We start from the raw sequence: 19,748 nt of genomic DNA on the forward strand, positions 1-19,748 counted from the left end.
TCCGCTCTCTCCCTTCAATGGCGCAAAACGCGCACATCTATTTCCTGCCTTGGAGAGACCCAGATGAACAAGCATGACACGCTTGCCCCGGTGATGGCTCCGGTCAACGTGGCCAACGGCCTGCCGAACGCCCATTACATCGACCCCGCCGTCTTTGCCGAAGAGAAACGCTCAGTCCTGTTCAAGAACTGGTCGGGCATCGGCTTTGGCAAGGACGTGCCGGAGCCGGGCTATGCCAAGCCGGTGGATTTCCTCGGCATGCCGCTGTTGATCGTGCGCGACAAGGACGGCGAAGTCGGCGTCTTTCAGAACACCTGCCGCCACCGCGGCATGATCCTGGTCGAGAAGGCCGGCAAGATCCGCGGCGCCATCCGCTGCGCCTATCACAGCTGGTGCTATGGCCTCGATGGCCGCTTGGTCTCCACCCCGCACGTCGGCGGCCCCGGCAACAACAAGCATGAAGACATCAAGCTCGATGAGCTGGGCCTGGTGCGCATCCGCTCCTACGTCTGGCGCGATGTGATCTTCGTGAACGTCGACGGCACCGCGCCGGAGTTCGAGGAGGCCCATGCCGACCTGCTGGAACGCTGGAAGGAATTCAAAACCCCGGTGCATCACGGCGGCGAAGGCTCCGGCTTCAAGCTGGAGGTGAAAACCAACTGGAAGCTGGCGGTCGAGAACTACTGCGAAAGCTACCACCTGCCGTGGGTGCATCCGGGCCTGAACAGCTATTCCCGTCTGGAAGACCATTACAACATCGAGGTGCCGGGCAAGTATTCCGGCCAGGGCACCCTGGTCTACCGCCAGCTGAAAGGCGAAAACGGCGAGCTGTTCCCGGATTTCGAGGGCCTCAGCAGCAAGTGGGACGAGGGCGGCGAATACACCGCGGTCTATCCGAACGTCCTCTTGGGTGTGCAGCGCGATCATGCCTTTGCAATCATCCTGGAGCCGGTCGACACCGAGAACACTGTCGAGCATATCGAGCTGTACTACGCCAAATCCCCGGAAGAGACCCCGGAGCTGGCAGACCTGCGCACCGAGAACGCCAAGCTGTGGAAGACCGTGTTCGAGGAAGACGTGTTTGTCGTCGAGGGCATGCAGAAGGGCCGCCACGGCGAGCTGTTCGACGGCGGGCGTTTCTCGCCGGCGATGGACGGGCCGACCCACAACTTCCACGCCTGGGTGGCCGATCAGGTGACCAAAGGCCGCGAGGCATGATTTCTTTCCTGAAAGACGGGCTGGCCAGGAATTTCCTGGCCGGCGAATGGGTCGAAGGCGACGGCGGTGCGCGCATGGCCGTCGAGGATCCGGGCAACGGGCAGCACGTGGGCGACTGCGCGCTGGCGGGTGAAGAAACCCTGGCGAAAGCGCTGGAGGCCGCGCGGGCAAGTTTCGAGCGCGGCGATCTGGCCGCGATGAAGCCTGCCAAACGCGGCCAGCTGATGCAGCGCATCGCGGCGGAAATCCGGGGCATCGCGGACGAAGGCGCGGAGCTGCTGTGCCGGGAAAGCGGCAAGAGCCTGAGCGCTGCCCACGACGAATTCGAAGAGGCCGCGCAGTATTTCGAATACTACGGCGGCATGGCCGACAAGATCGAAGGAAAGTCGATCCCGCTCGGTCCCGATTACGCTGATTTTACGGTCTACGAGCCTTATGGCGTCTCCGCCCAGATCGTGCCGTGGAACTTCCCGGTGTCGATTGCGGCGCGGTCGCTGGCGCCTGCGATGGCGGCGGGCAACTCGGTGATCATCAAATCACCCGAGCTGGACCCGATGGCGCTCGCCATGCTGGGTGTGGCACTGGAACGCGCTGAGGTCCCCGCGGGGGCGGTGTCTATCCTGAACGGCATCGGCTCTGAACTCGGCGCGCGGCTGGTCGAAAGCTCCGCCGTGGATCAGATCGTCTTCACCGGCTCGGTGCCGACCGGCCAGGCCATCCTGCGCGCCGCCGCCAACCCGGTGACGCCCGCGCTGATGGAGCTGGGCGGAAAATCCGCCGCGGTGGCCTTTGAAGACGCCAATCTGGACACGCTGATGTCCTCCTTGCAAAGCGGCATCTTCTACAATGCGGGCCAGGTCTGCTCCGCCATGTCGCGGGTGCTGGTGCACCGCTCGATCTATGACGAGGCGGTCGAGCGCGCCGCCGCGCTGGCAAACGGCCTGAGCGTCGGTCACGGGATGGAAAACCCCGGCCTCACCCCGGTGATCTCGGCCCGCCAGCTCGACGGTATCGAAACCCTGACCGCCACCGCCCGCCAAAGCGGCGCGCGCGCGGCCTCCGGCGGTGCCCGGCTGGAACGCGAGGGCTACTTCATGGCGCCTACCATTCTGGCGGATGTGGACCCGGGCGCGCGCGTGGCGCAGGAAGAGATCTTCGGCCCCGTCACCTGCTTCACGCCGTTTGATAACGAAGCCGAGGCGATTGCCATGGCCAATGGCACCGAGTTCGGGCTGGTGGCCGGCGTCTTCACCCGCGATCTGGCGCGCGCGCATCGCGTCGCGAACCGTCTGCGGGCGGGGCAGGTGTTCGTGAACGAATGGTTCGCGGGCGGCATCTCCACCCCCTTCGGCGGCGTCGGCAAATCCGGTTTCGGGCGCGAGAAGGGTTTGGAGGCGCTTTATAATTATGTGCGCACCAAGAACATCGCGATTTCGCTGAAGGGCTGAGCGATGGAGCGGGCAGACCTCGACCGGGCGCTTCTGCAGGCGCATGAAGACAAGGACAGCGAAGAGCTGGTCCGGCTTTACACGCTGGCCGGTGACATGGCGGAGGCGGCGGGCAATATCGACGCCGCCTGCTTCTACCTGACCCACGCCTTTGTCTTTGCGCTGGAGGCCGGGCTGCCGGAAGCGAAAGAGCTGAACCGCCGCCTGGCGGAGCGGGGCCGGGCGCATCCGCTGGAGCTGTGACACAAGTTTCAGGCCGTTGTCCCCGCGGGGACAGCAGCCTGTTTTGGCCGGCAGGGGAGGGCCGGCCAATCTAATTCTGAAAGGGGAGGGCAGGGGCATGATCCCGGAGAAAATGGCAGCGGTCCTGCTGACCGGCCACGGCGGCATCGAGAAGCTGGACTACCGCACCGACGTGCCAGTGCCGCAGCCCGGCCCGGGCGAGGTGCTGATCCGTGTGGCGGCGGCAGGCATCAACAACACCGACATCAACACCCGTATCGGCTGGTACTCCAAGGCGGTGGACGCCGACACCAACGCCGGCGGCGCCAGCGGTTTTGACAGTGTCAACGACGACGACGCCAGCTGGTCCGGCAAGCCGCTGGAATTTCCCCGCATTCAAGGTGCTGACGCTTGCGGTTATATCGCTGCGGTGGGCGAGACCGTTGACCCCGCCCGCATCGGCGAGCGGGTTCTGGTGCGCAACATGCTGCGAACTTACGTCGATTACCGCCCCTATGAATGCTGGACCTTCGGCAGCGAATGCGACGGCGGCTTTGCCCAGTTCGCGGTGGCGCCTGCGCGGGAAACCCACGCGGTGAACTGCGACTGGTCCGATGCGGAGCTGGCCTCGATCCCCTGCGCCTATTCCACGGCGGAGAACATGCTGCACCGGGTGGGCCTCGGCGCCGAAACCGTGCTGATCTCGGGCGCCTCGGGTGGCGTTGGTTCCGCTGCCGTGCAGCTGGCCAAGCGACGCGGCGCGACTGTGATTGCGCTGTCCTCCGCCGCCAAGGCGGATGAGGTTCTGGCACTTGGGGCGGACCGGGTTGTCGACCGCAACGCTGATCTGGTGAAGGAACTGGGCGAGGGGTCCATCGACGTGGTGGTCGATCTGGTGGCCGGTCCGCAGTGGCCGTCTTTTCTGGACGTTTTACGGCGCGGCGGACGTTACGCCACCGCCGGTGCCATCGCCGGGCCGATTTCTGAGATCGACGTGCGCACGCTCTACCTCAAGGATCTGACCCTGATGGGCTGCACCTTCCAGGAGGATGAGGTGTTCGCCAATCTGATCTCCTACATCGAAGCCGGGGAAATCCGCCCGCTGGTCGCCAGGACCTATCCGCTGAGCGAGATTGCAACGGCGCAGGAGGACTTCCTGAGCAAGAAGCACACCGGCAAGCTGGTGCTGATGATCGCGGAGGTGTCCGAATGAAGATCAAGAAAATCGAGCTTTATCAACTGGATCTGCCCTATTCCGGCGGCGTCTACATGCTGTCGGGCGGGCGGGAGTACCGCAGCTTTGATGCCTCCTTTGTGCGCATCACCACCGACACCGGGCTGGAGGGCTGGGGCGAAAGCACCCCGTTCGGCGCCACCTACATCGCCTCGCACGCCCTGGGTGCGCGGGCCGGGATCACTGAGATTGCGCCCTATCTCCTGGGCCGCGACCCGCGGCAGATGGACCGCATCAACGAGGCGATGGACGAGGCGTTGCTGGGCCACAACCATGCCAAATCCGCAATTGATCTGGCCTGCTGGGATCTGTTCGGCAAATCGGTGAACATGCCGGTTTGCGAGCTTCTGGGCGGCTCCACCGGCAAACGCTTGCCGGTGATCTCTTCGATCTATGCAGGCAGCCCCGAAGACATGCGCGCCCGCGTCGCTCAGCACCGCGCGATGGGCTATCTGGGCCATTCGGTGAAGATCGGCGCGCTTGATGCCGAGGGCGGCCCGGCGCTGGACGCCGAGCGCATCCGCGCGTCGCTGGCGGACCGGCAACCGGGCGAGTTCTTCCTGGTCGATGCCAATGGCGGGCTGACGCCGGAAACCGCACTGCGGATGCTGCGGATGCTGCCGGAGGGGCTGGATTTCGTGCTGGAGGCCCCCTGCAAGACCTGGCGCGAGACGATGTCGCTGCGCAAGCGCTGCACCGTGCCGATTATCCTGGATGAGCTGGTGCAGCAGGATGAGGACATTGCTCTGATGCTGGCGGGGGATGTGGCCGACGGCATCGGCCTCAAGATCTCCAAGGCGGGCGGGCTGACCCATGGGCGCCGGCACCGCGACATGTGCCTGGCCGCGGGCGCGACCGTGAGCGTGCAGGATACCGTCGGCTCGGTAGTGGCGTTTTCGGCCATCGCCCATCTGGGCGCAACGGTGCCGGAACGGTCGCTGCGCTGCATTCTGGACTGCCGCGATATGGTGACGCTGAAAACGGCAGAGTTCGACGCAGCCGTAAAGGACGGCGGCGTGCTGGTGCCGGATGCGCCGGGGCTGGGGATCACCGTCGACCGCGATTTGATGGGTGAACCGCAGGCCGTTTGGGACGCCTGAATACGCAGTATTTGGTAGAATCAGTTTCAACGCCCCTTTGAGACTGGCAGGCACACAGGCCCGCTTTGGCGGCGCCTGCCGGAACGGTGTTGCCGTTTCCGCCCGCCCGCTTTGACGGTTTCCCAAGGCCCGTGAGCGCCAACAGGCTGACAAATCCGCGCTATGCACAGGAATTTGAGATACAGGCAGGGCCACAGCCTTGCCAATCGGTGCCGAATTTGATTCGAGTGCGCCGGAAATCAGGACAGGCTGTGCGGATGTGCGGAAAACGGCGTTTTGTGCGTTTTCTTTGCCGCCGCTGCCGGAACGGGGTAAGAACCGCCACGGGATTCGGCCTTGGAGGGACGTAGCGCAAATATGAAGACATTTAACTTGAGAAAGGGGCTGGATCTGCCGGTGACAGGCGCACCGGAACAGACAATCCACCAAGGCCCCGCCATCACCTCGGTGGCCGTGCTGGGCCCCGACTATCTGGGTCTGAAACCCCGTATGCTGGTGCAGGAAGGCGAGGACGTGCAGCGCGGCACGCCGCTGTTCTGCCACAAGGACGCTGAAGACGCGGTGATGGTCGCGCCGATGACCGGCAAGGTCGTGGCGATCAACCGCGGTGCGCGCCGTGTTCTGCAAAGCGTGGTGATCGAGATTTCGGATGCCGAAGACAAGGGCATCGATTTCTCCGCCGTGGGCGATGCCGGCACGGCTGAAGGCCTGACCGCCAAGCTGTGCGCGGCCGGTCTGTGGACCGCGTTCCGCACCCGTCCCTATTCCAAGATGCCGCAGCCGGGCACCAAGCCCGAAGCGATTTTCGTGACCGCAATGGACAGCGAGCCGCTGGCCGCCGATGCCGCCGTGATCATCAATGACGCGGCCGAGGCGTTCGAGGCGGGCCTCAAGGCCATCACTCAGCTGACCGACGGCACCACCTTCCTGTGCCAGAAGGCAGGCGACAGCATCCCCGGTGCCAATCTTGCCGGTGTGGAAGCTGCTGCCTTTGACGGGCCGCACCCGTCGGGCCTGGCCGGCACGCACATCCACTTCCTGCATCCGGTCCGCGCCGACGATCAGGTCTGGACCGTGTCCTATCAGGACGTGATCGCCATCGGCCGCCTGCTGCTGACCGGCCACCTGGACCCCTCCACCGTGGTTGCCATCGCCGGTCCCGCTGCGCGCAGCCCCCGTTTGGTCCGCACCGTGACGGGCGCCTCCACCGAGGAGCTGACCCGGGGCGAGATCGCCGTTGACGGCCCGGTGCGGGTGATCTCCGGTTCGATCCTGTCCGGCCGCCAGGCGGCAGGGCCGCTGGCCTATCTGGGCCGTTTTGCCCGCCAGGTTGCGATCATCGAGGAAGACCGCGAGCAGATCCCGATGGGCTGGATCCGCCCGATGCCCGGCAAATACGCCGTGCAGCCGGTGCTGGGCTCTGCCCTCAGCCGAAAGCTGTTCAACCTGACCAGCAACCTCAACGGCGGCCGCCGGGCAATGGTGCCCACCGGCACCTTCGAGCGGCTGATGCCGCAGGACTACCTTCCGACGCAGCTGCTGCGCGCGCTGCTGGTGATGGACACCGACTCCGCACAGGAGCTGGGCGCGCTTGAGCTCGACGAAGAGGACATGGGCCTCGTCGGCTTTGCCTGCCCGGCCAAGTACGAATACGGGCTGGCGCTGCGCGACTGCCTGACCAAGATTGAAAAGGAGGGCTGAGCCGGATGGGATTGCGCAGCTTCTTTGACAGGATCGAGCCGCATTTCGAGAAGGGTGGCAAGTACGAGAAGTACTTCCCCGTCTACGAAATGGTGGAGTCCTTCCTTTATACCCCGAAAACCGTCACCACCGTGGCGCCGCATGCCCGCTCCTACATCGATATGAAGCGGATCATGACCTATGTGGTGATTGCCACCATCCCCTGCATCCTGTGGGGCATGTGGAACACCGGCTATCAGGCGAACTCGGCCATTGCAGCGCTGGGGGCCGACGCGGCGACCGGCTGGCGGATTGCCCTGCTGCAGATGTTCGGCATTTCGCTGGATGCGGCGAACCCGATGGCCAATATCGCGCACGGGTTTCTGTACTTTCTGCCGATCTACATCGTGACGCTGGTTGCGGGCGGCATCTTTGAGGTCGTCTTTGCCACCGTGCGCGGGCACGAGGTGAACGAGGGCTTCCTGGTCACCTCGATGCTGTACACGCTGATCCTGCCGGCCTCGACGCCGCTGTGGCAGGTGGCGCTTGGCATCATCTTCGGCGTGGTGATCGGCAAGGAAGTCTTCGGCGGCACCGGCAAGAACTTCCTGAACCCCGCTCTTACCGGCCGTGCGTTCCTGTATTTCGCCTATCCGGCCAACATGTCGGGCGACAGTGTCTGGACCCCGGTTGACGGCTTCTCCGGCGCAACCGCGCTGGGTGTGTCCGCTGCTGAGGGCGTGCAGGCGCTGGCCGCCAAGGGCATTGAATGGTCGGATGCGTTCTATGGCACCATCCAGGGCAGCTTTGGCGAGACCTCGACGCTGGCCTGCGCCATCGGTTTGCTGTTCCTGCTTGCGACCAAGATTGCCAACTGGCGCCTGATCGTGGGCTGCCTGGGCGGCATGATCGGCTTTTCAGCGCTGCTGAACGTTATCGGTTCCGACACCAACCCGATGTTCGCGATGCCGTGGTACTGGCACCTGGTGCTGGGCGGCTATGCCTTTGGCCTGGTGTTCATGGTGACCGAACCCGTGTCCGCATCCCACACCAACGCGGGCCGCTACATCTATGGTGCCCTCATCGGCGTGATGGTGGTGCTGATCCGGGTGCTGAACCCGGCCTTCCCCGAAGGCATGATGCTGGCGATCCTGTTCGGCAACGTCTTTGCACCGCTGATCGACTACTTCGTCGTGCAGGCAAACATCAAACGGAGGGCGCGCCGCCATGGCTGATACCCAAAGCAAGGGCCTGATTGGCCGCTTCCTCGCCGCATCGCCGGATTCGGTTGGCAAGACCGTGTTCATCGCCGTCGCCGTCTGCCTGGTGGCCTCGATGATCGTGTCCACCGCCGCCGTGTCCCTGCGCCCGGTGCAGGAAACCAACAAGAAGCGCGACAAGCAGCTGAACGTTCTGCAGGTGGCCGGCCTTTACGAGCCGGGCCAGAATGTGGCCGAAGCCTTTGCCGCGTTTGAGCCGCAGGTGCTGGATCTGGAAACCAACACCTTCACCGACCAGTTCGACGCCGCCACCTTTGACGGTCTGGCCGCCGCGCAGGACCCGGAGCTGAGCCGCGAGCTGGTGAATGACCCGGCGGGCATCGGCCGGCAGTCGCGCTACAAGACCGTGTATCTGCTGCGCGAGGAAAACGGCGATCTGGACAAGGTGATCCTGCCGATCCACGGCTACGGCCTGTGGTCCACCCTTTATGGCTTCATCGCGGTGGAGGAGAACGGCAACGACATCTTTGGCCTGCAGTTCTATCAGCACGGCGAAACCCCGGGTCTGGGCGCCGAGGTGGACAACCCGCGCTGGAAAGCGCTGTGGCATGGCAAGGAACTGCGGGACGAAGACGGCGATCTGGAGATCACCGTGTCCAAGACCGTGCCTGCCGCCGGCCCCGAACACCACATTGACGCCCTCGCCGGTGCGACGCTGACGTCTGTCGGCGTGGACAACCTGGTGCGGTTCTGGATGGGCGAAGAAGGCTACGGGCCGTTCCTCAAGTCACTGCAAGCGGGAGAGTTCTGATGTCCCAGAGCAAGAAAGACATGCTGATCGACCCGTTGGTCGACAACAACCCGATCACCCTGCAGGTGCTGGGCATCTGCTCGGCGCTGGCGGTGACCTCGTCGCTGCAGGTGGCATTCGTAATGACCCTGGCGGTGACCTTCGTGACCGCGTTCTCGTCGATGTTCATCTCGATCCTCAGGAACCAGATCCCCAGCTCGATCCGGATCATCGTGCAGATGGTGATCATCGCCTCGCTGGTGATCCTGGTGGACCAGGTGCTGAAAGCTTATGCCTTTGAGATTTCCAAGACCCTGTCGGTCTTCGTCGGCCTGATCATCACCAATTGTATCGTGATGGGCCGCGCCGAGGCGTTTGCCATGAGCAACCCGCCGGTGGCGTCCTTTATCGACGGTCTGGGCAATGGTCTGGGCTACGGCCTGATCCTGATGCTGGTGGGCGTGGTCCGCGAGCTGTTCGGCTCCGGCTCCCTGTTCGGCATCACCATCCTGGAAACCGTGAACAACGGCGGCTGGTATGTCCCGAACGGCATGCTGCTGCTGCCCCCCTCGGCGTTCTTCGTCATCGGCCTCTTGATCTGGGCGTTCCGCACCTGGAAACCGAACCAGGTGGAAGAGCGTGAATACAAAATCCAATCCGTGGAGGCGCACTGATGGAAGGGCTGATTTCACTCGCCGTTAAGGCCATCTTTGTCGAGAACCTCGCGCTCTCCTTCTTCCTGGGCATGTGCACCTTCATCGCGGTGTCCAAGAAGATCTCCACCGCGCTGGGTCTGGGGATTTCGGTGATGCTGGTGCAGGCGATCACCGTGCCCACCAACAACCTGCTGCTGACCTACCTGCTGAAGCCGGGCGCGCTGGCCTGGGCAGGGTTCCCGGATGTGGATCTGACCTTCCTCGGCCTGATCTCTTATATCGGGGTGATTGCGGCGATGGTGCAGATCCTGGAGATGATCCTCGATAAGTACTTCCCGCCGCTCTACAACGCGCTGGGGGTCTTCCTGCCGCTGATCACGGTGAACTGCGCCATCCTGGGCGGCTCGCTGTTCATGGTGGAGCGCGACTACAACTTTGCGGAAGCAACCACTTACGGCCTCTCCTCCGGCTTTGGCTGGGCGCTGGCGATCACTGCGATGGCGGGCGTGCGCGAGAAGCTGAAGTATTCCGACGTGCCGGACGGCCTGCAGGGCCTGGGCATCACCTTTATCACCGCGGGTCTGATGGCGATGGCCTTCATGTCCTTCAGCGGCGTCAAACTGTAAGGGAGCGTCTGAAGTTATGGAAACTTTCTCGCTCGGCGTTGTCCTGTTCACGGTGATCGTGCTGGCGCTGGTGGCCATCATTCTGGCTGCCCGCTCCCGCCTGGTCGCGACCGGTAACGTCAACATCACCATCAACGGTGAAAAAACCATCTCGGTGCCCGCGGGCGGCAAGCTGCTGCAAACGCTGGCGGCCGAGAAACTGTTCGTCCCCTCCGCCTGCGGCGGCGGCGGCACTTGTGCCCAGTGCCGGGTGCGGGTGCATTCCGGCGGCGGCTCCATCCTGCCGACCGAGGAAAGCCACATCACCAAGCGCGAAGCCGCCTGCGGCGACCGCCTGTCCTGCCAGGTTGCGGTCAAGCAGGACATGGAGGTCGAAGTTCCCGAAGAGGTCTTTGGCGTCAAGAAATGGCGCTGCAAGGTGCGCTCCAACGACAACGTGGCGACCTTTATCAAGGCGCTGGTTCTTGAACTGCCCGAAGGCGAGGACGTGAACTTCCGCGCCGGCGGCTACATCCAGATCGAAGCGCCGGAGCACCAGCTGTCCTACACCGACTTCGACATCCAGGAGGAGTACCGCGAGGATTGGGACCGCTTCAATCTGTGGCAGTACAAATCCGTCGTGGACGAGCCGATCGAGCGCGCCTATTCGATGGCGAACTACCCGGATGAGAAGGGCATCATCATGCTGAACGTCCGTGTGGCCTCGCCGCCGCCGGGCTCCACCGACATTCCGGCAGGCAAGATGTCGTCCTACATCTTCAACCTGAAGCCGGGTGATGAAGTCACCATTTCCGGTCCGTTCGGCGAGTTCTTCGCCCGTGACACCCAGAAGGAAATGGTCTTCATCGGCGGCGGTGCCGGCATGGCGCCGATGCGCTCCCATATCTTCGACCAGCTGAAACGGCTGGAGAACCGCGACCGCAAAATCAGCTTCTGGTACGGCGCGCGCTCGAAGAAGGAGATGTTCTTTGTCGAGGACTTCGACCAGCTGGCCGAGGAGTTCGACAACTTCGAATGGCACGTCGCCCTGTCCGACGCCCAGCCGGAGGATAACTGGAAAGGCTATACCGGCTTCATCCACAACGTCCTTTACGAGGAATACCTCAAGAACCACCCGGCGCCGGAAGACTGCGAATTCTACATGTGCGGCCCGCCGATCATGAACCAGTCGGTGATCAACATGCTGCTGGATCTGGGCGTGGACCGCGAGGACATCATGCTCGACGACTTCGGCGGCTAAGCCGGAAAGCAAGGCAGAAAATCAGAAGCCCCGGGTGGAAAAATCCGGGGCTTTTTCTGTTCTGAGAAACGGGCCGGGGAGGGGGGTGATATCCGTGCACCCCCTGTACACCCCCTTTGCACCGGCTTGTGCGCCGGCGGGGCAGAGATCACTCCGCCTTCAGCTCGCTGACGATTTGGATGGTGATCGGGCCGGTGGAGAAGCCGCCGACGCCAAAGGCCTGGTGATCAATGGTGGTGGTCGCCTCAAAGGCCGCCCAGTCGCCCTGGTAATACTCGAGCGCCCCGCCCAGAGGATGCGGGCCCAGGTGAGTCATGGTGGTATCCAGCACCACGGATTGAGTGGTGCCGTGAATGGTCAGATCGCCGGTTACCTTGGCCGTCTTGTCGCCGGTTTTTTCGATGCCGGTGCTGACAAAGGTGATTTCCGGATAGGTTGCGACCTCAAGGAAATCGGCACTGGAGAGGTGATCGTCCAGCGGCCCGAAACCAGTGGAGACACTGTCTGCCTGGATCGTGACAGTCAGCGAGGATGCCTCCGGGTTTTCCGCGTCCAGCTCCAGCGTGCCTTCTGCCTCGGTGAATTCACCGCTTTGCATCGAGACACCTGCGTGGCTCCAGCTGAACCGGACCTCGGTATGGCCCTGATCGGTCTTGTAGGCGGCCGCCAGGGCGGCGGGCGCAGCAAGCAGGGCTGCGGTTGCAAGCGGGGCAATCTTGATCAGCATGAGGTTCTTCCTGTCTGATATGTCTTGAGGCGATTGTGAAGTTCTAGGGTCCTTTTACGCATTGAATGCAATGTAGATGCTATGACATCTATTTCGGCGTATCCATAAGCAACTGGCCTGGCGGCCAGTTCGCTCACCAACTCGTGAAGGCAGATGACACCAAGCAAACGGGAAACTGAAATCTGGATTCTTTTGAACCGGGCACACCGTCAGGCGCACCGGGAGATGGAGGCGGAGCTGCGGGAGGCCGGGCTGCCGCCGCTGCGGTGGTATGACGTGCTGTGGGGGATCGAAATGGCGGGGGAGGGCGGCGTGCGCGCCTTCGAGCTGACCAGGAACCTGCTGTTCGAACAGTCCAACCTGTCACGCATTCTGGCGCAGATGATCAAACAAGGGCTGGTGCGCGAAACGGTTTTTGAGCAGGACCGGCGCGGTAAAATACTGCACATAACCGCCGAGGGCGCGGCGCTGCGCCTGGAGATGTGGGCGGTCTATGGCCCCGCGATCAAGCGCAAGATGGAGGCGCTGGCCAGGGCCGGGAACCTGCAGGGGTTTCTGGAACACCTGCAGGAGACGGGCGGCGGCCCATTTCCCTGATCCGCCGCTGCCGCAAGCCTTAAGTCAGCCGACGATCATCTGCTTCATGCGCAGGGCCTCATACTCCAGCTCCTGCAGGCGGAAATTCACCACGTCGCCAACAGTGATCATGCCGCACAGGCGGTCGTCCTTGACCACCGGCAGGTGGCGGAAGCGCCCCTCGTTCATCACCTTGGCGACGTCGATCAGCAGATCGTCCGGATCGCAGGTCTTGACCTCGCGGGTCATGATATCCTCGACCAGCTGCGGCAGGGTGTGGCCCGGCGTCTCTGCCAGACGGCGCACGATGTCGCGCTCCGACAGGATGCCCTGCAGCGCGCCGTTCTGGTCGGTCACCACTAGGGCGCCGATACGCTTGTCGCGCAGGGCCTCCACCGCATGGCCGACGGTGTCGTTCGGGCGGATCGCAAAAATCGCGTCGCCCTTGGCCTCCAGTAGTTTCGCAACGGTCGACTGGCCGTGCGACAAATTCGACTCGGGCGACTGGCTGTGGCTTTCCTGGCCGGCCTTGTCGCCCCGGGTCGGAGGCTGGTATGAGAACGGTGCCATGCGCGGGTCTCCTCCTATCCTGCATCAGGTCCTGCCCCCATCTTAACGGCGGATCACGATCCGGGAAGGGGCGAAATGACGCGAGCGCTAACAAAGGCCGGAAAACAATATGTTCGAATCCCTTTACCTGACCCCCGTGACCGGCGCGCTGACCGTGTTCCTGGTGGTGGTCTGCGGCCATCTGTACCGGCAGAACTGGAAGTCCGAGGCGCCTGATGCGCGGCTCAGGGCGTGGCTTTATGGCGTGCCGGCCGCGTTGGGCCTTCTGGCGCTGGCCTTTCTGCCGCTGAAGTTCTGAGGCGCCATTTGACTCTGGCGCGGGGCAGGGGCATAGCAGCGCCAGCTTTATCCCCGGAGGTTGACCGATGCCCAGACGGTTTCTGCTTGCCCTGATCCTGCCCGCGGTGCTGCTGGTGTCCGGCTGCTGGTTCGGCAGCGAGCCGGAAGAGGTGCGCCTGTCGGGACAGACCATGGGCACCACCTACAGCGTGATCGCCATTGGCGAGGATCTGGATCAGGAGGTTCTGGCGGCGGAGGTGGAGGCCACCCTGGCGGCGGTCAATGCCAAGATGTCGAACTGGGATCCGGCCTCGGAGGTTTCCACCTTTTCGGCCGCGCGCAGCACCGCGCCGGTGCGGGTTTCGCCGGAGTTTGCCCATGTGCTGGCCGCGGCCAACGACGTGCATGAGAAAACCGGCGGCAAGTTCGACGTGACCCTGGGCCCGCTGATCGAGCTGTGGGGATTCGGGCCGCGCAAGCCGGAGGACCCGGTGCCATCGGATGCGGCCATCACTGAGGCGCTGGAGGGCGTCGGGCAGGCACGGCTGCTGACGCTGGATGCCGGGGCCGGGACCCTGAAGAAATCGGCGCCGGAGACAGGCATCAACCTGTCGGCCATCGCCAAGGGCTATGGCGTCGATGCGGTGGCGCAGACGCTGCAGGGCTTTGGCGTCGAGCATTACATGGTGGAAATCGGCGGTGATCTGGTCACCAAGGGCGAGAACGCCAAGGGCGAGGCCTGGCGCATCGGCATCGAGAAGCCGGACGCGGCGGCACAGACGGTGCAGCTGATCGTGCCGGTCAGCAACCTGGGCCTGGCGACCTCCGGCGATTACCGGAATTATTTCGAGCACGAGGGCCAGCGCTATTCCCATATCCTTGATCCGGTCGCCGGGCGGCCGGTGACGCACCGCACCGCCTCGGTCACAGTGATTGCTCAGAACGCGATGCTGGCGGACGCCTGGGCCACCGCGATGCTGGTTCTGGGCAGCGAGGACGGGCTGAAGTTGGCGGAGCAGCATAAACTTGCCGTGTTTTTCATAGATCGGGACGTGCAAGCCGGCGAAGATGCCTATATGACAGCGCAGAGCAGCGCTTTCGAGGCGCTGACCGGAAACTGAGCCGCGTACTGAGCGATACTGCGAGGGACCCCAATGAGCACCTTTCTTCTGGCCTTCATCCTGCTGCTGATCGTGACCCTGGGCATGTCGCTGGGCGTCATGCTGATGGGCAAGAAGATCAAGGGAAGCTGCGGCGGCCTGAATGCGATTTCCGGTGCTGACAAATGTGTGGTTTGCTCCAAGGACATCGACCCCGACAGCCCGCTGCGCGACAAGCTGCAGTGCAAGCGCGCGCGGCAGATGGTCGAGCGGATGCAGGAAGAGCAGAAGGCCTGAGGCTGGCCGGGGGCTGAAATCCGGCGCGGATTTCAGCCATGAAAAATTGATCTTTCATGGCCGTTTCCCTCGCAGGGAAACGGCTTTTCACTCTGCCGCAGGGCCTTGCCTCGCCGCCGCGGCCGGGTTTTGGTCCGGGGCCCAGCCTTTACCCAAAGCAATCTGCAGGCGGGACCAGGCCAGCGCCAGGTCGCGCCGCGCGGCGATCAGGTTCAGTTCGTTGTCGCGCAGCGCCTCTTCGGTGTTCAGGAGGTCGAACAGGGTGATTTCATTGGCCCGGAAGGTTTCCCGCGCGAGACCGGCAACCTTGGTGCCCAGATTGACCGCGCGGGCCTGCGCGGCGGTGCGTTCGCGGGCGGACTTGAGCGCGCTTTGCTGCGCTTGCACCTCTTCCACCGCGCCGCGCACCGTTGAGCGGTAATCGTATTCGGTGGCCTTGGCCTCAGCGATGGCACTTTGGTGGAAGGCGCGCAGCACGGGGCGGTTGAACAGCGGCAGCGTCAGCGCCGGGCCGATCTGGTAGAGGTCGGGCAGGCCGCGGAACGCCTCGATGGAGCCGGTAACTTCGAGCGACGGATAGAGCTGTGCCTCGTTGATGCCGATATCGGCGGTGGCGCTGCGCAGCTGGGCCTCGGCCAGCAGCACGTCGGGCCGGTTGCGCAGCAGGGCAGCAGGCACCCCCAGCTCCGGCTGGGTCGCGGGGGAAGGCTGGCCAGAGCCGCTCTGCATCATTGCAAACACCTCTGCGGCGTCGCGGTCCAGGAGCGTGGCCAGCGCAAAAACGGAGGTTTCATAGTTGGAAATGAAGGCCGGCAGATCGGCCTTGGCGCTGGCGACCTGCAGCTTGGTGCGCTCCAGGTCCAGGGCCAGGACGGCGCGGGCGGCCTTAAGTTCCTCCACCGTGGCCAGGATCTGCTGGCGCAGCTGAATTGTCTTGCGGGTGACGGCGGCGCCGCGCTGGAAGAACCGCGCCTCGATATAAGTACGCGTTATCGCGTCGATGATCGCCAGCCGGGTGGTGGCCATCTGGTAGAACTGCGCGTCGCGGTCGGCAACGGCCCGTTCCGAGCGGCGCTGGAAACCGCCGAAGAGGTCGAAGACATAGGTGGCGCCGATTTCGGCGGAGTCGAGGCTGGTCGAACCGTCCTGCGATTCACGGCGCGAGAAGATTGAACTGCCCTCCAGATCGCCGCTTACCTGTTGCGGGCGGCCGCTGGCGCGGCGCACGGCCTCGGCGGCCTTGAGACGCTGGCGGGCAGACTTGATGTTCAGGTTCTGCGCCAGGCCTGCCGCCACCAGGCGGTTCAGGGTGGCATCGTCCAGCGCCTGCCACCAGGCCTCGGTTGCGCCTTGGACGGTGGCATAGGTGCGGGACTGGTAATAGCTGGCGGGCACCGCGAAACCGGGGCGCTGGTAATCCCGGCCTGCAACGGTGCAGCTGCACAGGAGAGTTCCGGCCAGCAGCACGGAACGGGCTGTCCAATTGGATCTGCTCATGGCTTGCCTCTGGGCGCCCGGTCTGATGCGGGCATTACAGCAATCTTAGGCAGCACCGGCTGTTGCGGCGAACAACTTCCTGCCGCAAGGGCAGACTTTGCGGGGTACTGATGCGCCTGGCCCACAGGCCGGCAACTGCGGAAAACCGGGTGGTTCTGCCGGATTTGGCCCCTCAGGCAAGGCGGTGGAAGGCCATCCTGCCGGGCCAACGCGCAGGGCTTTGGCAGCCAGGAGGAGCACAACCGCCTGCCTGTGCCCGAGCTTGACGCAAGCACACGGCCCGTCCACTGTTTGCCCGCGGGCGGACTGGATCACGGCTGTCAGCCCGCCGGCGGCCCTGCCTGGCAGCCGAACCGCAACCGCGACGTGAAAGTGAGAACAACCTGATGGACCTGCAAAAATTCTATGTCGGCGGCGCCTGGGTGACGCCGCATTCGACCCGGGAATTCCCGGTGCTGAACCCGGCCACGGAGGAGCAGATCGGGACGATCATCCTCGGTGACGAAATGGATGTGGACGCCGCTGTCGCTTCGGCCAAGGAAGCCTTCGGCAGTTACTCACGGACCTCGCGGGAGGAGCGGATTGCGCTGCTGGAGAAGCTGCTGGAGATCAGCAAAGAGCGGCGCGAAGTGCTGGCGCAGGCAATGCGGGCTGAAATGGGCGCGCCGATTTCGATGGCGCGCGATGCCCAGGCCGATTCCGGGATCGGCCACCTGGAGGGTATCCTGGACGCGCTGAAAACCCAGGAGCTGCGCGAGACGCTGCCAAACGGCGATATCCTGGTGCGTGAGCCGATTGGCGTCTGCGGGCTGATCACGCCCTGGAACTGGCCGGTGAACCAGATCGCGCTCAAGGTGCTGCCGGCGCTGGCCACCGGCTGCACCTGCGTGCTGAAACCGTCGGAGCACACGCCGATGTCCGCCGCCGTCTATGCGCAGATGATCCATGATGCGGGCTTCCCTGCCGGGGTGTTCAACCTGATCCACGGGGACGGGCCGACCGTTGGCGCCGGGCTGTCGCGGCATCCGGATATCGGCATGATGTCCTTTACCGGTTCGACGCGGGCGGGGATTGCAGTCTCCAAGGACGCCGCCGACACGGTAAAGCGGGTGACGCTGGAGCTGGGCGGCAAATCCCCGAACCTGGTGTTTGCCGATGCCGATCTGGAGGAGAAGGTCACCGCCTCGGTGCTGGAGTGCATGTACAATACCGGGCAGAGCTGTGACGCGCCGACCCGGATGCTGGTGGAGAAGAGCTGCTACGATCAGGTGCTGGACATCGCCCGGTCGGCGGCCGAGGGCCAGGCCGTGGGCGACCCGGAGGAGGAAGGGGACCACATCGGCCCGATGTTCGACCAAATCCAGTTCGACAGGGTTCAGAGCATGATACAGAAGGGCATCGACGAGGGCGCTACCGTGCTGGCTGGCGGTCTGGGCCGGCCGGAGGGGATGGACACGGGCTGGTACGTGCGCCCCACTGTCTTTGCCGATGTCACCAACGGCATGGAGATTGCGCAGCAGGAAATCTTTGGCCCGGTGCTGGTGATCATCCCGTTCGAGGACGAAGAAGACGCCATCCGCATCGCCAATGACACGCCTTACGGGCTGGCTGCCTATTTGCAGACGGGCGACGAGGAGCGGGCCGAGCGGGTCGCCGCCCGCTTGCGTGCAGGCGCTGTGCATATCAACGGTGGCGGCTTCAACTATGGTTCGCCCTTTGGCGGCTACAAGCAGTCCGGTAATGGCCGCGAAGGCGGGATGCTGGGGCTGGAGGATTATCAGGAAGTCAAAACCCTGCACTTCGGCTGAGCCCGCTTGCAGCGCGAAACGCCAGGGAGCTTCCCGGTCCCCTGGCGTTTTCACCTTTGCAAAAATACTCCGGGGAGCGCGAGGGGCCGGCCCCTCGCTTCCGCCCACTCAAGGCGCAGCGTAAATCAAGCGGCTCAGATCGGAGAATTTACTGTCGTCCCGGGTAAATCCCAGCACGGCATCGCGGATTGCAGCGGCGCGGGTCCCGCCCAGCACGGGGGCGGCGAATTCCATGAATTTGCGAACCACATCCGCCTGCGGAAACGGTGCCTCGGGGCCGCCGCGGGCGTGGACATCACCGGATTCGATCACCCGCCCGTCTGTCAGCGTCACCACCGCATCGGCGACCCGGCAGGCCGGGAAGCGGACCGAATGGCGCGCGGCTTCCGCAACCGAGATCCGTTCGTGGATCGAGGCGACCAGCGGATCCGCGAGGCCCGCGCCAGTGATATGCTCGACGCCGATCCGGCCATAGGCCGCCTGCACCGCCACCGCAAAGCCCAGCGAATACTGCGCCTGGCTGGTGGTCGCGGGGATGCCCGGGTAGAGGCAGGCGCTTTCGTGGAAGGTGTTGATGCGGATCCTGGCGAGCTGTTCGTGGGACAGGCCGTGCTCCAGCATCACCTGCCGCAACGCGTCGATCGGGGCATGGGCCCAGCGGCAGACCGGGTAGGGCTTCACGTACTGATGCTCCATCTGCCAGAAGCTGCCGAGGTCCTCCCAGTGCTCCGCCACCCGGTCTTCCTCAATGGTGATCGCAGGGGCGCCGGTAAAGCCCTTCTCCGCCAGAACCGCCGCTGACATACCCACCATCGCGCCCCAGCCCGAACCGTCATGCAGCATCGAAGGGTTGGCGATCTCGCGCATCATCTGGCTGCGCGGGCCGTGGAATTCGGCGATCCCCAGCGCCTCGCGCAGCTGGGCGCGGGAAAGGCCGCGCATCCGGGCCGCCATTGCCGCCACTCCCAGCGCGTTCCAGGCGCCGGAGGTGTGGTAGTCGCTGACGGTGGCGTGCAGCGACAGTGCAGCGCGGCCCGCCAGCTCATAGCCCAGGGTGGTAATGGCCAGCGCCTCGGGCCCCGAAAAATCCGGCACGGTTTCCGCAAGTGCGGCGATGGCCGGGATCACCACCACGCCGATATGGCCCTTGGTCGGGTAATAGCCGTCATGGCCGTCCAGATTGTCGGTGGCGGTGGCGGCGGCATAGGCGGCCCCGGCGACGCTCACCCTGCGGCCGTCGAACATCATGCGTGCGGCGAGGCCTTCCTCGCCGCAGCCGTAAAGCGCCACGGCGGTTTCGCGGGCGATGCGGCCGGCCTCCATCGGGGTGGCGCCGATGGTGATCCCCAGGGTGTCGAGGAACATCAGCGCCGCCGCCTGGCGGGTGGTTTCCGGCAAAGCGGCGGGCCTGAGGCCGAAGGTGAAGTCGGCCGCGCGGTCGAAGGCGGCAGTCATGGCGG

Annotated in this window: 20 protein-coding genes; 16 read left to right on the top strand and 4 right to left on the bottom strand. The window is 64.3% G+C overall.

The features are described 5' to 3' along the window. Positions 1–63: 63 nt before the first annotated feature. The 11 genes from AC5STI_RS20885 (at position 64) to nqrF (ending at position 11,434) form a co-directional block, all read left to right on the top strand. Positions 64–1,218, top strand: a complete 1,155-nt coding sequence (locus tag AC5STI_RS20885; protein ID WP_495448183.1) for an aromatic ring-hydroxylating oxygenase subunit alpha — start codon at positions 64–66, stop codon at positions 1,216–1,218. Then, complete coding sequence (locus AC5STI_RS20890) at positions 1,215–2,666, top strand: aldehyde dehydrogenase family protein (protein ID WP_495448184.1); 1,452 nt, start codon at positions 1,215–1,217, stop codon at positions 2,664–2,666. The genes AC5STI_RS20885 and AC5STI_RS20890 overlap by 4 nt, the downstream gene beginning before the upstream one ends. Positions 2,667–2,669: 3 nt before the next feature. Continuing rightward, positions 2,670–2,909, top strand: coding sequence for a hypothetical protein (locus AC5STI_RS20895; protein ID WP_495448185.1), 240 nt, complete (start codon positions 2,670–2,672; stop codon positions 2,907–2,909). 97 nt (positions 2,910–3,006) lie between these two features. Beyond that, on the top strand, positions 3,007–4,101 hold the full coding sequence (locus AC5STI_RS20900; protein ID WP_495448186.1) for an alcohol dehydrogenase family protein: 1,095 nt from the start codon (positions 3,007–3,009) through the stop codon (positions 4,099–4,101). Then, positions 4,098–5,222, top strand: a complete 1,125-nt coding sequence (locus AC5STI_RS20905) for a mandelate racemase/muconate lactonizing enzyme family protein (RefSeq protein ID WP_495448187.1) — start codon at positions 4,098–4,100, stop codon at positions 5,220–5,222. Before AC5STI_RS20900 ends, AC5STI_RS20905 begins: the two co-directional genes overlap by 4 nt. Before the next feature lie 357 nt (positions 5,223–5,579). Continuing rightward, on the top strand, positions 5,580–6,923 hold the full coding sequence (locus tag AC5STI_RS20910; protein WP_495448188.1) for a Na(+)-translocating NADH-quinone reductase subunit A: 1,344 nt from the start codon (positions 5,580–5,582) through the stop codon (positions 6,921–6,923). 5 nt (positions 6,924–6,928) lie between these two features. Beyond that, positions 6,929–8,137: an NADH:ubiquinone reductase (Na(+)-transporting) subunit B gene (locus AC5STI_RS20915; protein WP_495448189.1), complete on the top strand. Its 1,209-nt coding sequence runs from the start codon at positions 6,929–6,931 to the stop codon at positions 8,135–8,137. After that, positions 8,130–8,933 carry a Na(+)-translocating NADH-quinone reductase subunit C gene (locus tag AC5STI_RS20920; RefSeq protein WP_495448190.1) on the top strand — a complete coding sequence of 268 codons (804 nt, stop codon included), beginning with the start codon at positions 8,130–8,132 and terminating at the stop codon, positions 8,931–8,933. The genes AC5STI_RS20915 and AC5STI_RS20920 overlap by 8 nt, the downstream gene beginning before the upstream one ends. Next, a complete protein-coding gene (locus AC5STI_RS20925; protein WP_475053591.1) occupies positions 8,933–9,586 on the top strand; it encodes an NADH:ubiquinone reductase (Na(+)-transporting) subunit D in 654 nt (217 codons plus the stop codon). Before AC5STI_RS20920 ends, AC5STI_RS20925 begins: the two co-directional genes overlap by 1 nt. After that, complete coding sequence (gene nqrE / locus AC5STI_RS20930; RefSeq protein WP_019296950.1) at positions 9,586–10,194, top strand: NADH:ubiquinone reductase (Na(+)-transporting) subunit E; 609 nt, start codon at positions 9,586–9,588, stop codon at positions 10,192–10,194. Before AC5STI_RS20925 ends, nqrE begins: the two co-directional genes overlap by 1 nt. A gap of 16 nt (positions 10,195–10,210) precedes the next feature. After that, complete coding sequence (nqrF, locus tag AC5STI_RS20935) at positions 10,211–11,434, top strand: NADH:ubiquinone reductase (Na(+)-transporting) subunit F (RefSeq protein ID WP_475053593.1); 1,224 nt, start codon at positions 10,211–10,213, stop codon at positions 11,432–11,434. Positions 11,435–11,582: 148 nt separating this feature from the next. On the opposite strand, the gene AC5STI_RS20940 is transcribed toward nqrF, so the two are convergent. Beyond that, complete coding sequence (locus AC5STI_RS20940) at positions 11,583–12,161, bottom strand: YceI family protein (RefSeq protein ID WP_495448191.1); 579 nt, start codon at positions 12,159–12,161, stop codon at positions 11,583–11,585. A gap of 153 nt (positions 12,162–12,314) precedes the next feature. Here AC5STI_RS20940 and AC5STI_RS20945 point away from each other — a divergent pair, with 153 nt between their 5' ends. Next, complete coding sequence (locus AC5STI_RS20945; protein ID WP_495448192.1) at positions 12,315–12,758, top strand: MarR family winged helix-turn-helix transcriptional regulator; 444 nt, start codon at positions 12,315–12,317, stop codon at positions 12,756–12,758. Positions 12,759–12,782: 24 nt separating this feature from the next. Here the strand turns inward: AC5STI_RS20945 and AC5STI_RS20950 are convergent, their stop codons facing one another. Then, entirely contained in the window at positions 12,783–13,307 is a 525-nt protein-coding gene (locus AC5STI_RS20950; protein ID WP_475053600.1) for a CBS domain-containing protein, read from the bottom strand. A gap of 109 nt (positions 13,308–13,416) precedes the next feature. On the opposite strand from AC5STI_RS20950, the gene AC5STI_RS20955 reads away from it, so the two are divergent. The 3 genes from AC5STI_RS20955 to AC5STI_RS20965 all read left to right on the top strand — a co-directional run bounded on the left by AC5STI_RS20955 (position 13,417) and on the right by AC5STI_RS20965 (position 14,983). Next, positions 13,417–13,605, top strand: a complete 189-nt coding sequence (locus AC5STI_RS20955) for a hypothetical protein (protein ID WP_495448193.1) — start codon at positions 13,417–13,419, stop codon at positions 13,603–13,605. Between the two features lie 67 nt (positions 13,606–13,672). Beyond that, positions 13,673–14,707, top strand: a complete 1,035-nt coding sequence (locus AC5STI_RS20960; RefSeq protein ID WP_495448194.1) for an FAD:protein FMN transferase — start codon at positions 13,673–13,675, stop codon at positions 14,705–14,707. Positions 14,708–14,740: 33 nt separating this feature from the next. Next, positions 14,741–14,983 (top strand): hypothetical protein, encoded by a 243-nt coding sequence (locus AC5STI_RS20965; protein ID WP_421056568.1) that lies wholly within the window; start codon positions 14,741–14,743, stop codon positions 14,981–14,983. Positions 14,984–15,070: 87 nt separating this feature from the next. Here the strand turns inward: AC5STI_RS20965 and AC5STI_RS20970 are convergent, their stop codons facing one another. Next, positions 15,071–16,480 (bottom strand): efflux transporter outer membrane subunit, encoded by a 1,410-nt coding sequence (locus AC5STI_RS20970; protein WP_490399108.1) that lies wholly within the window; start codon positions 16,478–16,480, stop codon positions 15,071–15,073. Between the two features lie 386 nt (positions 16,481–16,866). Here AC5STI_RS20970 and AC5STI_RS20975 point away from each other — a divergent pair, with 386 nt between their 5' ends. Further along, positions 16,867–18,288: an aldehyde dehydrogenase family protein gene (locus tag AC5STI_RS20975; RefSeq protein WP_495448195.1), complete on the top strand. Its 1,422-nt coding sequence runs from the start codon at positions 16,867–16,869 to the stop codon at positions 18,286–18,288. A 108-nt stretch (positions 18,289–18,396) separates the two neighbouring features. Here the strand turns inward: AC5STI_RS20975 and AC5STI_RS20980 are convergent, their stop codons facing one another. Then, positions 18,397–19,743: an MmgE/PrpD family protein gene (locus AC5STI_RS20980; protein WP_495448196.1), complete on the bottom strand. Its 1,347-nt coding sequence runs from the start codon at positions 19,741–19,743 to the stop codon at positions 18,397–18,399. Positions 19,744–19,748 lie beyond the last annotated feature (5 nt).

Source organism: Leisingera sp. CC-HEC096, assembly GCF_059429235.1.

Bases quoted from the DNA above. Each gene is read 5' to 3' on its own strand.
- AC5STI_RS20895 (WP_495448185.1), top strand. From the start codon at position 2,670: ATGGAGCGGGCAGACCTCGACCGGGCGCTTCTGCAGGCGCATGAAGAC.
- AC5STI_RS20925 (WP_475053591.1), top strand. From the start codon at position 8,933: ATGTCCCAGAGCAAGAAAGACATGCTGATCGACCCGTTGGTCGACAAC.
- AC5STI_RS20885 (WP_495448183.1), top strand. From the start codon at position 64: ATGAACAAGCATGACACGCTTGCCCCGGTGATGGCTCCGGTCAACGTG.
- AC5STI_RS20905 (WP_495448187.1), top strand. From the start codon at position 4,098: ATGAAGATCAAGAAAATCGAGCTTTATCAACTGGATCTGCCCTATTCC.
- AC5STI_RS20920 (WP_495448190.1), top strand. From the start codon at position 8,130: ATGGCTGATACCCAAAGCAAGGGCCTGATTGGCCGCTTCCTCGCCGCA.
- AC5STI_RS20940 (WP_495448191.1), bottom strand. From the start codon at position 12,161: ATGCTGATCAAGATTGCCCCGCTTGCAACCGCAGCCCTGCTTGCTGCG.
- AC5STI_RS20910 (WP_495448188.1), top strand. From the start codon at position 5,580: ATGAAGACATTTAACTTGAGAAAGGGGCTGGATCTGCCGGTGACAGGC.
- AC5STI_RS20965 (WP_421056568.1), top strand. From the start codon at position 14,741: ATGAGCACCTTTCTTCTGGCCTTCATCCTGCTGCTGATCGTGACCCTG.
- AC5STI_RS20955 (WP_495448193.1), top strand. From the start codon at position 13,417: ATGTTCGAATCCCTTTACCTGACCCCCGTGACCGGCGCGCTGACCGTG.
- nqrF (WP_475053593.1), top strand. From the start codon at position 10,211: ATGGAAACTTTCTCGCTCGGCGTTGTCCTGTTCACGGTGATCGTGCTG.
- AC5STI_RS20950 (WP_475053600.1), bottom strand. From the start codon at position 13,307: ATGGCACCGTTCTCATACCAGCCTCCGACCCGGGGCGACAAGGCCGGC.
- AC5STI_RS20975 (WP_495448195.1), top strand. From the start codon at position 16,867: ATGGACCTGCAAAAATTCTATGTCGGCGGCGCCTGGGTGACGCCGCAT.
- AC5STI_RS20970 (WP_490399108.1), bottom strand. From the start codon at position 16,480: ATGAGCAGATCCAATTGGACAGCCCGTTCCGTGCTGCTGGCCGGAACT.
- AC5STI_RS20915 (WP_495448189.1), top strand. From the start codon at position 6,929: ATGGGATTGCGCAGCTTCTTTGACAGGATCGAGCCGCATTTCGAGAAG.
- nqrE (WP_019296950.1), top strand. From the start codon at position 9,586: ATGGAAGGGCTGATTTCACTCGCCGTTAAGGCCATCTTTGTCGAGAAC.
- AC5STI_RS20960 (WP_495448194.1), top strand. From the start codon at position 13,673: ATGCCCAGACGGTTTCTGCTTGCCCTGATCCTGCCCGCGGTGCTGCTG.
- AC5STI_RS20900 (WP_495448186.1), top strand. From the start codon at position 3,007: ATGATCCCGGAGAAAATGGCAGCGGTCCTGCTGACCGGCCACGGCGGC.
- AC5STI_RS20980 (WP_495448196.1), bottom strand. From the start codon at position 19,743: ATGACTGCCGCCTTCGACCGCGCGGCCGACTTCACCTTCGGCCTCAGG.
- AC5STI_RS20890 (WP_495448184.1), top strand. From the start codon at position 1,215: ATGATTTCTTTCCTGAAAGACGGGCTGGCCAGGAATTTCCTGGCCGGC.
- AC5STI_RS20945 (WP_495448192.1), top strand. From the start codon at position 12,315: ATGACACCAAGCAAACGGGAAACTGAAATCTGGATTCTTTTGAACCGG.